At 72.1% G+C, this 13,217-nt stretch carries 10 protein-coding genes; 6 read left to right on the forward strand and 4 right to left on the reverse strand.

The features are described 5' to 3' along the window. Position 1: 1 nt before the first annotated feature. Entirely contained in the window at positions 2-2,965 is a 2,964-nt protein-coding gene (locus U9J66_RS23920) for a helix-turn-helix transcriptional regulator (protein ID WP_326338820.1), read from the reverse strand. Continuing rightward, positions 2,965-3,114, reverse strand: coding sequence for a hypothetical protein (locus tag U9J66_RS23925; protein ID WP_017535089.1), 150 nt, complete (start codon positions 3,112-3,114; stop codon positions 2,965-2,967). Before U9J66_RS23925 ends, U9J66_RS23920 begins: the two co-directional genes overlap by 1 nt. A 385-nt stretch (positions 3,115-3,499) precedes the next feature. Between U9J66_RS23925 and U9J66_RS23930 the strand changes: the two genes are divergently transcribed. The 3 genes from U9J66_RS23930 to U9J66_RS23940 all read left to right on the forward strand — a co-directional run bounded on the left by U9J66_RS23930 (position 3,500) and on the right by U9J66_RS23940 (position 6,681). After that, positions 3,500-4,162, forward strand: a complete 663-nt coding sequence (locus U9J66_RS23930; protein WP_042283731.1) for a DUF11 domain-containing protein — start codon at positions 3,500-3,502, stop codon at positions 4,160-4,162. Between the two features lie 76 nt (positions 4,163-4,238). Next, positions 4,239-4,577 carry a hypothetical protein gene (locus U9J66_RS23935; protein ID WP_014909896.1) on the forward strand — a complete coding sequence of 113 codons (339 nt, stop codon included), beginning with the start codon at positions 4,239-4,241 and terminating at the stop codon, positions 4,575-4,577. A gap of 298 nt (positions 4,578-4,875) precedes the next feature. Continuing rightward, a complete protein-coding gene (locus U9J66_RS23940) occupies positions 4,876-6,681 on the forward strand; it encodes a carbohydrate-binding module family 20 domain-containing protein (RefSeq protein ID WP_326338821.1) in 1,806 nt (601 codons plus the stop codon). A gap of 11 nt (positions 6,682-6,692) precedes the next feature. Here the strand turns inward: U9J66_RS23940 and U9J66_RS23945 are convergent, their stop codons facing one another. Beyond that, a complete protein-coding gene (locus U9J66_RS23945) occupies positions 6,693-7,313 on the reverse strand; it encodes a D-alanyl-D-alanine carboxypeptidase family protein (protein WP_026125092.1) in 621 nt (206 codons plus the stop codon). Positions 7,314-7,482: 169 nt separating this feature from the next. On the opposite strand from U9J66_RS23945, the gene U9J66_RS23950 reads away from it, so the two are divergent. Both U9J66_RS23950 and U9J66_RS23955 read left to right on the forward strand, forming a co-directional pair. Next, positions 7,483-8,157, forward strand: coding sequence for a response regulator transcription factor (locus U9J66_RS23950; protein WP_326338822.1), 675 nt, complete (start codon positions 7,483-7,485; stop codon positions 8,155-8,157). Next, on the forward strand, positions 8,154-9,266 hold the full coding sequence (locus U9J66_RS23955; RefSeq protein WP_326338823.1) for a sensor histidine kinase: 1,113 nt from the start codon (positions 8,154-8,156) through the stop codon (positions 9,264-9,266). The genes U9J66_RS23950 and U9J66_RS23955 overlap by 4 nt, the downstream gene beginning before the upstream one ends. Here U9J66_RS23955 and U9J66_RS23960 read toward each other — a convergent pair. After that, entirely contained in the window at positions 9,254-12,304 is a 3,051-nt protein-coding gene (locus tag U9J66_RS23960) for a bifunctional [glutamine synthetase] adenylyltransferase/[glutamine synthetase]-adenylyl-L-tyrosine phosphorylase (protein WP_017535096.1), read from the reverse strand. The two genes, U9J66_RS23955 and U9J66_RS23960, sit on opposite strands and share 13 nt — an antisense overlap. 160 nt (positions 12,305-12,464) lie before the next feature. On the opposite strand from U9J66_RS23960, the gene U9J66_RS23965 reads away from it, so the two are divergent. Continuing rightward, positions 12,465-13,082 carry a hypothetical protein gene (locus U9J66_RS23965; protein ID WP_326338824.1) on the forward strand — a complete coding sequence of 206 codons (618 nt, stop codon included), beginning with the start codon at positions 12,465-12,467 and terminating at the stop codon, positions 13,080-13,082. Positions 13,083-13,217 lie beyond the last annotated feature (135 nt).

Genomic DNA, 13,217 nt, shown 5'->3' on the forward strand with positions numbered 1-13,217 from the left:
GTCAGGCCACCCCGAGCCTTCGGGCGTGGGCTCCGGCGGTGGCGCGGTTGGGGACGTCGAGTTTGGCGAGGATGTTGGAGACGTGGACGCTGGCGGTCTTGGGCGAGATGAACAGGGCCTCGGCGATCCGGGCGTTGGTGGCGCCCTCCGCGAGCAGCCGGAGCACCTCCGTCTCACGGGCGGTCAACCCCGCCGGCGTCCTCGGGGCCGGGGCCTCGTCCGAGACCCCGACCCCGAGCCTGCGCGCCAACCCCTCGGCGGAGGCCGCCAAGGGGGACGCCCCGCACTCGACGGCCGTCGCGTACACCTGACGCACCCGGCACATCGCCAGATCACGATCGCGGGCGGCGCCGACCTCGGCCTCGCGCAACCGGGCCCGGGCCAGGTACAGCGGCATGGGAAGCGGCTCCCACGCCTTCACGGCGCCCTTCCACAGCGGACCCGCGTCATCGCCCACGGTCTCCGTGACCAGGGCGGCGATCGAGGCGGAATAGGCGGGCATGATCGAACCGACCACGTCCGTCCGTTCCGCCACCCGCAGTACCCGCTCGGCCACCTTCGGATCGTCGCCCTGGCGCGCGGCCTCGGCCATCGCCTCCAGCAACGGCCAGGTGTAGCCGGGGAACCTCTCCAGGGCCGTCCGGTCCAGGAGCGTCCGGGACAGGTCCAGCGCCTCCTCTGGATCGCCCTCGGCCAGGGAGGTGTCCACCGCGGCCAGGGCGTGCAGCTGAAGGACGTTCATCCGATGGGCGTTCAGTATGCTCCGATCTCCCTTGGGCCCCGTGGCCCGACGGGCCGCCTCCAGGTCGCCCTGGGCCGCCGCGGCGCGGGCCTGGACCGTCAGGACGCAGTGCACCCGGACCCGCTCGGTCGCGGCGGTCACCGTGTGGTCGGACAGCTCCCGGGCCTCGCCCAGACGCCCCATCTCGAAGAGGATCTCCGCCACGTTCTGGTGGTTGAAGGCCCGGTGCACCGACGCCCAGCCCAGCCGATCGTGTCGGGCCAGGGAGCTCCGCAGGACCTCCATCCCCTCCTCGTGCCGGCCCAGTTCTCGGAGATGGTGGCCGAGGTTGCCCGCGCCGCGCGCTTCGAGTATCGGGTCGGTCAGCTCCACCGCGCGCAGGGTGCCCCGCTCCATGAGCGGGCGGCCCCCTTCGACGTCGCCCTCCTCCATGAGCAGACCGCCCAGGACGATCAGGGCGTCGACCTCTCCCCGGGGATCGGCGGTCTCCTCCCGGGTGGCCACATCTATGGCACGCTCGGCCAGCGCGCGGGGGCCGAGCCCGGCCCTGAGCAGTCGGGTCAGCAGCCGTTGGTCGGGGGTCTCCTCGCGGTCGGCCCGTGCCAGACGGCTCTCTTTGGCGAGAGCGGCCAACAGCCGCGCGTACCCCGGCATATGCGGCGGATGCATCTCCAGGGCGCGCACCAGGTCCGGCAGCCCACCGTCCCGCACCCCCTGGGACAGGGCCTGGCCGCGTTCGCGGAGCAGGACCGCCCTGAGCATGCGGGTCTCATCGTCCTCGGGTTCCTCGGGCAGTTCGGCCAGGGCCGTGTCCAAGAGCTCCAGGGCCCGCTTCGGGCGTCCCGAGTCCAACGCGGCGCCCGCGGCCCGGTCCACGACCTGGGCACGGGAGCGGTTCTGGACCCGTTCCCGCGCGTCGGGCACCCGGTCCCACAGGTCCAGGACCCGTTCCACCATGGCCAGCTCCTCGTCGAAGGCCAGGGCCTCCCCGGCCCGGACCGCCGCCCACCAGGCGGCCTGGAGCGCTCGCGGCAGGTCGTGGGCGGCCTGGTAGTGGTGCGCCTGCTCGGCGGCGCGGCGCTCCGAGGGGACCGTGTCGGGATACTCGTCGATCAGTTGGGCGAACCGCAGGTGGAGGCGGGCGTGCGGCCCGGGGAGGATCTCCCCGTGGACGGCGTCGCGCAGCAGGGCGTGCCGGAACCGGTAGTCGGTCCGCCCCGCGCGCAGCACGTTCGCGTCGACCAGGACGCGCAGAGCCGCCTCCAGTTCCCGTTCGGGGAGACCGACGGCGTGGTAGAGCGTCTCGTGTTCGACACCGCCGCCGATGGCCCCCGCCGCGACCGCGTGCAGGACGCTCCAGGCCGTCTCGTCGAACCGGTGGAGCGGTTCCAGGAGCAGGTCGCGGAAGTGGTCCGGCAGGTCGGGGTCCTCTTCGGTCGGGCAGGTCTCGGCCGAGGCCAGGGCCTCCACGTACAGGGGGACCCCTTCGCTGCGCCGGTAGAGGGAGTCGATCTGGGAGGGGGTGAGATCGTCGCCCCGGATCGCCCGGGCCTGGGCGGCCACCTCCTCCCGGGTGAGCGGTTCCAGATGGATCCGTCCGACCCCGGGCAGGCGTTCGAGCGCGGGCAGGAGACGGCGCAGCGGGTGGGAACGGTGCAGATCGTCGCTGCGGTAGGTGCCGATGATCTGTACGCCGGGGCGGTCCAGGTTGCGGACGAGGAAGACCAGGAGGTCGCGGGTGGCCCCGTCGGCCCAGTGCAGGTCCTCCAACACGATGGTGACGCCCTCTTCCCCGCCGAGACCGCCGAACAGGCGCAACAGCTGTTCGAAGAGGATGCCCCGGTTCTCCCGTCGGTCCCGCGGCGCCTCGCCCAGTTCGGGCAGGAGCCGCGCGAACTCGCCGATCCCTCCCGGGGCCGCGGTCTCGAAGACCTCTCGGCCGAGGTCGCGCAGGACCTGGCGGAGCACCGCGGTGAAGGGGGCGTAGGACAGTCCGTCCTCGCCCAGTTGCAGGCAGGCTCCGACGAACACGGCGCCCCGGGTCCGGGTCTCGACGAACTCGGAGACCAGACGGCTCTTGCCGACCCCGGCCTCGCCGCCGACCAGCAGCGTCTCGGAGCCGCCGGAGCGGGCCCGTTCGGCCTGGTCGGCGAGGAGACGGAGCTGGTCCCGGCGGCCGACGAAGACAGGGCTGATGTCGGAGATAAGGGGCATGGCGCCCATTATGCTCTCCGGGTCCGTCGTTCCGGGCGACGGCGGTCACGCCTCTCCTGCTCACGCAGTCGACGGGCGCGCCGCGCGAGTTCGGCCTGGCGGAGACGCTCGTCGCGCAGGGCGTGGGCGTTGGCGGAACGAAGGTCGTCATAGGTCATGGGGTCCCCCTCGGATGTCGCGGGATCGGTGCTCTTCCGACCCGCTCACGACGATGCCGCTGAGAACCCCGGGGCCACATGGGGAGAAATACCGCTTTCCGCGGGCGCGATCCGTGAGCCGGGCGCCCCCGTCTAAGACCTCCGTGAGATCTCCTAAGACACCCCGAGCCCCCGGGTCCACCCATCATGCAGAGGCATAACAGGTGGCCTTTCCTGATATGAGGGGCATGTCGGCCATTATGACCCCCGTTTTCACGGTGAGTGGTCGGCCACCAGGGGGCCCGGTCCATCGAGATAGAGGTGCGGGGCGTGTCACCACCCCCTGGAACGGCGTGACCCGTAGTTGTCTGTTGGTGTCACAGCGTGGATACCAGAGAGGTACGGGATGACGCCGGACGGTTTCGGGAACGGTGGCGGGCGCGTCGACGCGCGGGGATCGGGGCGCGCGAGGGCGAGCGCGGTCCTGGGGGTGGCGGCCGTCCTTCTGCTGTCGTCCGCCCCGGTGGCGGCGGACGGCGAGGGGGGCTCCTCGGAGGCGACGCCCTCGGAGTCCGGTGCCGAGGCGACGAGCGTGGCCCTGTCCGGGGACGCTCCCTCGCCGATGCCCGGCGAGGAGTTCGTCTACCGGGCGACGGTGACCAACGACGGGGCCGAACGCGCCGAGGGGGCCCTCCTGGCCCAGCACGTTCCCGCCCCGCTGGAGGTGGTGGAGGTCGGCCAGGACGGTGTATTGGAGGAGGGGGTCGCCAACTGGCGGATCGACCTTCCCGCGGGGGAGGAGGCCGTGCGCACCGTGCGGGTCCGGGTCTCCGAGACGGCGCCGGCCGACGCCAGGGCGGTGAGCACGGCCTGTCTGCTGTTGGACCGGGACGAGGAACCGACGGCCTGCGCGAGCGAGACGCTCCTGATCGCGGAGCCGACGATGTTCTCCCGGGTGGGCGACGTGTTCGACCGGGACACGATGATCCGCGCGATGGGCGCGGGCGCGTTGATGTTGCTGGCGTGGATGTTCTGGCGCCAGTGGGGCCCCGCCGCCCGCCGCGCCTGAACGGGTGTCCGATTCGTTACGTCATGGGGGACGCTGTGGCGGACGTGAAAACTACAACGCGTAGTAGTGTGTCGGCATGGACATTCTCTACTCGGTGCTCGTCTTCCTGCACATGATCGGCCTGGCCGGCATCATCGCCGGTTTCCTGATGCAGTTGATGACCGACAACGTCAAGGCCACCAAGGTCATGCTGCACAGCTCCCTGCTCCAGTTCGTCACCGGCCTGCTGCTGGTCGGCGTCGCCGAGATGGGCGACGTGGCGGAGATGAACCACATCAAGATCGGGGTCAAGCTGGTCGTCGCCCTGACGGTCGTCGTGATCGCCGTGCTCAACCAGCGCAAGCCCGCGAAGAACCTGGCGATCACCGCCGGGGCGCTCGCCGTCCTGAACATCGCCGTGGCGGTCTTCTGGTAGGAGCCGAGGGCACCGGTAGTGTCCTGGCCGGATCTTCGCCGGGGGCGGGTCGGATTCCGACCCGCCCCCGGCTTTTTCGTGCCTTCGCGCCGGCTCCTTTTGCTGACATCTTGCGGAAAACTTGCGTGTGTTTTCGTTGAGGTCATCGGTATCGCGCGGATGAAGGGGAGGTGAAGGGCGGTTCCCAGGGGGAGATCTCCGTGTTACCTTCGTCACGCTCACGCAAACTCTTGCAAGTACTGCAAGAGAACGACGGTGGGGTGGTGTGTCCCCACCGCGGAACCCCCAAGGAGCGCACATGAGAACACCCCGGCTCGGCGCCCTGGCCGCGGCCGTGTTGTTGGGAACCGGCCTGCTGACGGCCCCCGCCACGGCCGCCGCCGACGCGGCACCGCCCTCCCCGACCCCCGCCGCGGCCCAGGAGGCCGGCGACACCATCGTCCACCTCTTCCAATGGAACTGGGACTCGGTCGCCGCGGAGTGCGTCGACTTCCTCGGTCCGCGGGGCTACGGAGGCGTCCAGGTCTCCCCGCCCCAGGAACACGTGGTCGTCCCGACCGCTGAAGGCGGGAACCACCCCTGGTGGCAGGACTACCAGCCGGTGTCCTACCGCATCGACAACACCCGGCGCGGCACCGCCGAGGAGTTCCGGAACATGGTCGAGACCTGTGCCGACCAGGGTGTCCGGATCTACGTCGACGCCGTCATCAACCACATGACCGGCCCCCGCGAGAACGAGGGCCCCGGCAGCGCCGGAACCGACTGGGAACTGTACGAATACCCCGACCTGTTCGGCGACGGCGAGGCCTCCTACACCTACGAGGACTTCGGCCCCTGCTACGAGACGATCGAGAACTGGCAGGACAAGGAGGAGGTGCAGAACTGTCAGCTCCTCGGACTCGCCGACCTGAACACCGGTGACCCTGAGGTCCGGGCACAGATCGTCCGCTACCTCAACGGGCTGGTCGCCCTGGGGGTCGGCGGCTTCCGCGTGGACGCCTCCAAGCACGTCCCCGAGGACGACATGGGCGCGATCATCGGCGCCTTGGACGAGGTCCCCGGCTTCGGCGGCGCCCCGCGCGTCTACCACGAGGTCTACGGCGACCAGACGATCCCCTACACCGCGTACACGCCCTACGGTCAGGTCACCAACTTCGATCACCAGCGCAATCTCGCGTCGTCCTTCGCCGACGGGAACATCGCCGACCTGACCTCGATGCCCGACTTCGGCGGTCTCACCGGTGACGAGTCGGTGGTCTTCGTCGACAACCACGACACCCAGCGCTACGAGCCGACCCTCACCTACCTCGATGGCGACCGCTACCACCTGGCCACCGCCTTCATGCTCGCCCACCCCTACGGAACGCCCGTGGTGATGTCGAGCTACGACTTCCGGGGCAACGTGAGCGAGGGGCCGCCCAGCGTCGGCGAGGTCGACGGCAACCCGGCCGGATGGATCACCGCCGACAGCGACTGCTCGGGGAGCGACTGGGTCTGCGAGCACCGGAACGAGACCGTCGCCGGCATGGTCTCCTTCCGTAACGCGGTGGAGGGCACCGACCTGACCGAGCGCCTGCGCGACGGGTCGGCGCGCGTGGCCTTCGACCGGGGCGAGACCGGTTTCGCGGCCTTCAACGCCTCCGGTCAGGCCTGGTCGCTGAGCGCCCCGACCTCCCTGCCCGACGGCGCCTACGACAACGCCGCCGGCCCGGGCACCGCCACGGTCGCCGACGGCCGGGTCACCGCCACCGTTCCCGCCGAGGGCGCCCTGGCCCTGCACGTGGGCGGCGAGTGCGAGGAAGGGTGCGACGGCGGGGGAGAGGGGCCCGGCGAGCCGGGGACCCTGACCGCGACCGTCGAGACCCGTCCCGGTCAGGAGGTCCACGTGGTCGGTTCGACCCCCGAACTCGGCTCCTGGGAGCCCGCGAACGGGGTGCGCCTGAGCACGGACGCCGACACCTATCCCGAGTGGCGGGGGAACGTCGACATCGCCCCCGACGCCGAGTGGAAACTCGTCCGTGTGGACACCGACGGCACCGCCGACTGGGAGCCCGGTGACAACCGGGTCGGCCCCGCCTCCGCGGTCACCTGGGGTCGCGGCTGATCCACGCCCCCTCAGCGCCCTCGATTCTCGTGGTCGGGGGCGCCTCCGCGTTCCTCGGAGGCGTCGGCGAGCGGGGGCGGGCACGGCTCCCCGGGGTCGACGGTCAGCTCGTAGTGCCACATCTCGTTGGCGTAGGTCTGACAGAGCCCGTACTCGTACCCGAAGCGGGAGAACCAGTCCGCCGCGTTCGTGTACCCGATGTCCACGGCGTCCCCGTGGACGTGGGAGGAGGCGTCGGGAGCGGCCACCCACCGGCGAGCCTCCTCCTCGTCCCCGTGTTCGCGCAGCGCCTCCTCCCACAGGTGTTCCTGGTAGCGCTCGCTCCGCCAGCCCCCGGTGACGATCACCACGTCGACCCCGGAGTCCAGGGCGTCCGCCGCGGCCTCTCGCACCGCGGCCAGCAGCCTCGGATCCAGTCCGGTCAACGCGGGGACGTCGGCGTCGACCTCCAGCCCCTCGCCGACCGGAACGTACCCGTCGGCCTCGGTCGGTTCGTCGGATCCGCCCACCGGTCCCGGCAGCACCAGCAGGGCACCGCCGCCCTCGACGCCCTCCGGCGGGGCCGCGCAGCCTCCGGCCGCCAACACGGCCGCCAGGGCCGCGATCATCGTCCGACGGTGTACCGCACCCACGGGTCTCCCCCTTCGTTCGGAGCCGGGCCGGTGCCCGACGTGCGGGGCCAGACCATCAAGAGGGGCGTTGCGTCCGTGTCGAGTGATCGCGCAACACTTCCGCAACAGGGTGCGTCCCTAGACTCGGGACCGGGCGGCCGGGGAGGCCGCCGACGAGGGAGGACACGGCATGCGCGTACTGGTCGTCGAGGACGAGCCCTACATGGCCGAGGCCCTCCAGGCGGGTCTGCGCCAGGAGGCCATCGCCGCCGACATCGCGCTCGACGGAGACCGGGCGTTGGAGCGCGTGGCCGTCAACGACTACGACGCCGTCGTCCTGGACCGGGACATCCCCGGGACCCACGGCGACGAGGTGTGCGCCGTCCTGGTCCGCGACCATCCCGGAACCCGGATCATCATGCTCACCGCCGCGGGCCGGCTGCGGGACAAGGTCGACGGTTTCTCGCTGGGGGCCGACGACTACCTCACCAAGCCGTTCGCCCTGGAGGAACTGGTGATGCGTCTGCGCGCCCTGGCCCGCCGCCCGGCCACCGCCGTCGATCCGGTGCTCCATCGCGGCGACCTGCGCTTGGACCCCTACCGTAGGGAGGCCCACCGGGGCGGTCGTCCCCTGCGGCTGCCGCGCAAACAGTTCGCCGTCCTCGAACTGCTGATGCGCGCCGACGGGGCCGTGGTCACCGCCGAGACCCTGTTGGAGAAGGTGTGGGACGAGCACGCCGACCCCTTCACCACCGCGCCCCGGGTCGCGGTCTCGCACCTGCGCAGGGTGTTGGGCGACCCGGACCCGATCGTCACCGTCCCCGGTGCCGGCTACCGCCTGGTCGACCCGGAGCGGGAACGATGAGCCGGGCGCCCCGGCGTCCGGGGCTGCCGGTCAGCGCCCGTCTCCGTCTCACCCTGGGCTACGCGGCGTTCCTGGTCGTGGCGGGGGCGGCGATCCTGGTCGGCGTCTACGTCGTCGTCCGCTTCATCCCCGACTACCCGCTGACCAGCTCCGACCCCAGCCTCTCCGATGTCGGGATCACCTCCCGAGGGGAGATCCTCTCCGCCCTCGTGGACGTCTCACTGTGGGTCCTGGCCGCGCTGGCCGTCATCGGTCTCGGCGGTGGCTGGCTTCTGGCCGGCTGGGTGCTGCGGCCACTACGCCGCATCGACGCCGCGGTCCGCGCCGTCGCCGCCGGCGGCCTGGACCACCGGATCCGCCTGGAAGGGCCCGACGACGAGTTCCGTCGGCTGGCGGACGCCTTCGACCACATGCTCGACCGTCTCCAGGACGCCTTCGCCGTCCAGGAGAGGTTCGCCGCCAACGCCTCGCACGAACTGCGCACCCCGCTGGCGATCACCGCCACCATGCTCGACGTGGCCCGCAGAGAGCCCGGCCACGACCCCGCCCTGATCGAGCGCCTGTCCAGGGTCAACGCCCGAGCGGTCGACCTCACCGAGGCGCTGCTGCGGCTGGCCGACGTCGACGCCGTCACCGCCGCGGCCCGCCCCTTGGACCTGGCCGATCCCGTCGGTCGGGCCGTCGAGGAGGCAGCGGAGGAGGCCCGGCGGCGCGGCGTCGATCTGCGATCCGACCTTCGCGCCGCGCCGGTGACCGGAGACGCCGAACTGCTGCTGCGGCTGGCCGACAACCTGATCCGCAACACGCTGCGGCACAACATCGGCGAAGGATGGGCGAGGATCTCGGTCGATCGGGATCGGGACGGTTCGGCCGTGTTGCGCACCGAGAACACCGGGGCGACGCTGTCACCGGAGAGCGTCGCCCGGCTCACCGAACCCTTCCTGCGAGGAGAGGGCCGGACCCGCCGGGACGGAGAGGGACACGGTCTGGGACTGGCCCTGGTCTCCCGGGTCGTGGACGTCCACGGCGGCACCCTGACCCTGGAGGCGCGCCACGGGGGAGGACTCCTCGTCACGGTGGTCCTCCCCGCCCGCCCTCAGTCGTCGTAGAAGACCCGCTCCATCACCGCGCGGGCCCGCCGGGTGGCGCGCAGGTAGGTCTCGGTCAACTGCTCGGCGGGCCCCTCCGCCTCGACGTCGCTCTCGTCGTCGTCCGAGGAGTCGCGGTAGCCCATGGCCTCGCCCAACGCGGCCCGCACCCGCAGGTCGGAGGGGAGCGAGTCGCCGGGGCGTCCGCGTACGAGCATCACCATGCCCCGCACGCGGGAGGCCAGCCGCCAGGCCCGCTCCAGGACCACGCCGTCCTCGGCGCTCAACAGACCGTGGGCGACCGCGACCCGCAGCGTCTCCAACGTGCCGGTCGTCCGCAGGTCGGGATGCTCGTGGGCGTGACGGAGCTGGAGCGACTGCGCCACCCACTCCACGTCCGAGAGCCCGCCCCGTCCCAGCTTGGTGTGCAGGGTCGGGTCGGCCCCGCGCGGCAGCCGCTCGGCCTCCATGCGCGCCTTCAACTTGCGGATCTCCAACACCGCCGAGGTGTCGATCCCCCCGTCCGGATACCGGAGGGGATCCACCAGGGCGAGGAAGGCCGAACGCAGTCCGTGGTCGCCGGCGATCGGACGCGCCCGCAGCAGGGCCTGGCTCTCCCACACCTGGGACCAGCGCCGGTAGTAGGCGGCGTAGGAGTCCAGGGTGCGCACGACCGGCCCGCTCCGTCCCTCGGGACGCAGATCGGTGTCCAGCTTCAACGGCGGCTCGGCCTGTGGTATCTCCAGGAGCCGGGCGAGCTCTCGCACGATCGCCATCGCCTGACGGGTGGCCTCGCCGCCGTCCGCCCCGGGGAACGGGTCGTGCACGTAGATCACGTCGGCGTCGCTGGCGTAGGTCAGCTCACCGCCGCCGAACCGGCCCATGGCCACCACGCACACGCGGGTGAGCTCCTCGCCCCCGAAGTCGGCCACCACCTTCTTGTAGGCGGCGCGCAGAGCGGCGTCGATGGTCACGGCGGCGATATCGGTCAACGCCGAACCGACCTCCTCCACGGAGGAGACCCCGAGCAGGTCGGCCGAGGCCGTGCGCAGCAGTTCCCGGCGGCGCAGGGCGCGTACCGCCGACACCGCCTCCTCCGGGGTGTCGTAGCGGCGCAGCGCCGCGTCCGCCTCGGCCATCAGTGTGCGGGGCGGACGGCTCCGCAGATCGGCGTCGTCGGCCAGCGTCGCCACCGACCCGGGGGCGCGCAGCAGGAGTTCGGTCACGTAACGGCTGGTCCCCAGCAGCCACGCCATCCGCTCGGCCACCCGCACGTCGTCGCGCAGCAGCCTCAGGTACCACGGGGTGGTGCCGAGCGCCTCGCTGACCTGGCGGAACCCCAACAGGCCCGCGTCCGGATCGGGGGAGTCGGCGAACCAGCCCAACATCACGGGCAACAGGGTGCGTTGGATCGCCGCCCTTCGAGAGATCCCCGACGTCAACGACTCCAGGTGCCGCAGCGCCCCGCGCGGATCGGCGAACCCCAGGGCGCCCAGCCGGTCCTCGGCCTGTCCGGGGGAGAGCCGCGCCTCGCCCTCGGGAAGCTTGGCCACCGCGTTGAGCAGCGGCCGATAGAAGAGCTTCTCGTGCAGACGCCGCACCTCGGCCGACACCCGCTTACGGGCCTCGGTCAGCTCCCGGACCGGGTCGGCGGTGAAGCCCAGGGCCCGTCCCAGACCGCGCAGCCGGGCGGGGCCGTCCGGGCTGTCCGGATCGGGCATCAGGTGGGTCCGGCGGAGCCGCTCCAACTGCAACAGGTGTTCGGTGCGGCGCAGGAAACGGTAGGCCTCGGTGAGTCCGGCCGCGTCGCCGCGCCCCACGTAGCCGTGCTCGGACAGGGCCGTCAGCGCGCGCAGGGTGTTGCCCGAACGCAACCGCTCGTCGGTGCGTCCGTGGACCAGTTGGAGGAGCTGTACGGAGAACTCGATGTCGCGCAGGCCGCCCGGCCCCAGCTTCAGCTCCCGTTCGGCCTCGCCGGTGGGGATGTGCGCCACCACGCGGCGCCGCATCGCCTGGACGTCCTCCACGAAGCCCTTGCGCCCGGAGGACTCCCACACCATGGGGGAGATCGCCTCGCCGTAGGCACGCCCCAGGGCGACGTCCCCGGCGATCGGACGGGCCTTGAGCAGGGCCTGGAACTCCCAGGTCTTGGCCCACCGTTCGTAGTAGGCCACATGGCTCGCCAGGGTCCGCACCAGCGGGCCGTTCCTGCCCTCGGGGCGCAGCGCCGGGTCGACCTCCCACAGGGTGCCCTCGGCGTCGGTCTCCGCCGGGATCCGCATCATCGCGGTGGCCAGCCCGGTGGCCGCGCGCAGGGCCGCCTGCTCGTCCGCGTCACCGACGGGTTCGGCGACGAACACGACGTCCACGTCGCTGACGTAGTTCAGTTCCCGCCCGCCGCACTTGCCCATGCCGATCACGCTCAGCCGGCACAGCGCCGCGTCCTCGGGGGACTCCCACCGGGCCACCGCCAACGCCGCGTCCAGCAGGGAGGAGGCCAGGTCGGAGAGTTCGGCCGCGACCTCCTCGACCGAGTTCACCCCGGTCAGGTCCCGCCCGACCAGACGCAGTAGACGGCGGCGGTAGGCGACCCGCAGCGTATGGCGCAGGGTCGCGGAGGGATCCGCCCCGTCACCCTCCACCACGGCGGGGTCGGCCACCGGGGCCTCGTCGTCGGGATGGGCGCCGACGGTGTGCAGCAGCCCTCGACGCGCCTCCTCCGGTTCGGGGGTGCGCGCGGCGTCGGCGCCGCGCAGCTCCCGCCAGTCCTCGGGATGGCGCACCAGGTGGTCGGTCAGGGCCGTGCCCGCCCCCAGCACCCGGCACAGACGCTCCCTCAGATCCGACTCCCGGCGCAGGGCGGAGCGCACCTCGTCGGGGTCGGGAGAGGTCTCCAACAGCCGGACCAGACCCAACAGGGCCTGATCGGGGTCGGCGGCGGCACCGAGGGCGCCGATGACGTCGACGTCGTCCGAGGTGTCCAACCCGGCCGCCGTCACCAGGCTCAAGGCCCGGACGCTGTCACCGAAACCGCGTCGGGCGAGCGCGCCCGCTGTCATGTTGGTTCTTCCGTCCCTTGCCACGCGTCAACGGTAGCCGGAGGAGCCGGAAACGGCGGGCCCGGGTGGCGGCGGGTGGTGATCCACGTCATCGAACGGGGCGGAGACGGGCGGGATCGTAGGGGAGGAACGAGGTCTCCCCCGACATCGAAGGACCGACATGCCCCACCGCCCCGCACGCCTCCTGGCCCTCACCGCCGCCGTGACCTTCGCTCTCACGGCCTGTGGCGGAGAGGAGTCCGTCCCCGAGGAGGAGACGGCCCCGACGGAGGAGGCCGCCGTGGACGAGGAGCCGACGACCGAGGCCGAGGAGGCCTCGCCGGAGTTCGCCTTCCCCGAGGACTGCGACGCGGCGGGCGCCCTCGACGTCGTACGGCACTACCAGCCCGCCGACGTGGAACGGGTCAACGAGGAGACGACCGATGAGGGCGGGATCCGCTGCCTCTTCGGAAGCCATGAGGCCCAGAACGGCGTGAACCTGGTCTACTCGGAGGGCTTCACGCTGGCCGACATGCCCGACATCGAGGACAACTACGAGGTCGTGGCCGAGTCACAGGACCGGGAGCTGTACCTGACCGACCGGGCGAGCGAGCTGGGCGGTCTCCTGGAGATCAGTGACATGGGAGAGGTCGACACCGGACGCGGCGCCCTCCTGCACCTGCCCGGCGGGGTGTTCGTCGCGGCCATGTCGATCGGCAGGGACGACATCGACCAGGCCCTCACCGAGGAGGAGATGGACGAGCTCCTCGTCGACGCCGCCGAGGCCCTCATCGAGTGACCGCGAACGCCGGACGCGGGGCCCCCCGGCGGGGGGGGGGGCGGGCGGCGGGGGGCGGGCGTAGGGGGGTTACGGGGGGGGGGAGCGCGGCCGCCCCCGGGGGGGGGGGCGGGCGGCCCCCCGACAGCAGCGCGG

This window comes from Nocardiopsis sp. LDBS1602 (assembly GCF_035818715.1).
Classification (GTDB): Bacteria; Actinomycetota; Actinomycetes; order Streptosporangiales; family Streptosporangiaceae; genus Nocardiopsis; species Nocardiopsis alba.

Excerpts from the sequence above, each read along its gene's own strand:
- U9J66_RS23920 (WP_326338820.1), bottom strand. The coding sequence starts at position 2,965 with ATGGGCGCCATGCCCCTTATCTCCGACATCAGCCCTGTCTTCGTCGGC.
- U9J66_RS23925 (WP_017535089.1), bottom strand. The coding sequence starts at position 3,114 with ATGACCTATGACGACCTTCGTTCCGCCAACGCCCACGCCCTGCGCGAC.
- U9J66_RS23930 (WP_042283731.1), top strand. The coding sequence starts at position 3,500 with ATGACGCCGGACGGTTTCGGGAACGGTGGCGGGCGCGTCGACGCGCGG.
- U9J66_RS23935 (WP_014909896.1), top strand. The coding sequence starts at position 4,239 with ATGGACATTCTCTACTCGGTGCTCGTCTTCCTGCACATGATCGGCCTG.
- U9J66_RS23940 (WP_326338821.1), top strand. The coding sequence starts at position 4,876 with ATGAGAACACCCCGGCTCGGCGCCCTGGCCGCGGCCGTGTTGTTGGGA.
- U9J66_RS23950 (WP_326338822.1), top strand. The coding sequence starts at position 7,483 with ATGCGCGTACTGGTCGTCGAGGACGAGCCCTACATGGCCGAGGCCCTC.
- U9J66_RS23955 (WP_326338823.1), top strand. The coding sequence starts at position 8,154 with ATGAGCCGGGCGCCCCGGCGTCCGGGGCTGCCGGTCAGCGCCCGTCTC.
- U9J66_RS23960 (WP_017535096.1), bottom strand. The coding sequence starts at position 12,304 with ATGACAGCGGGCGCGCTCGCCCGACGCGGTTTCGGTGACAGCGTCCGG.
- U9J66_RS23965 (WP_326338824.1), top strand. The coding sequence starts at position 12,465 with ATGCCCCACCGCCCCGCACGCCTCCTGGCCCTCACCGCCGCCGTGACC.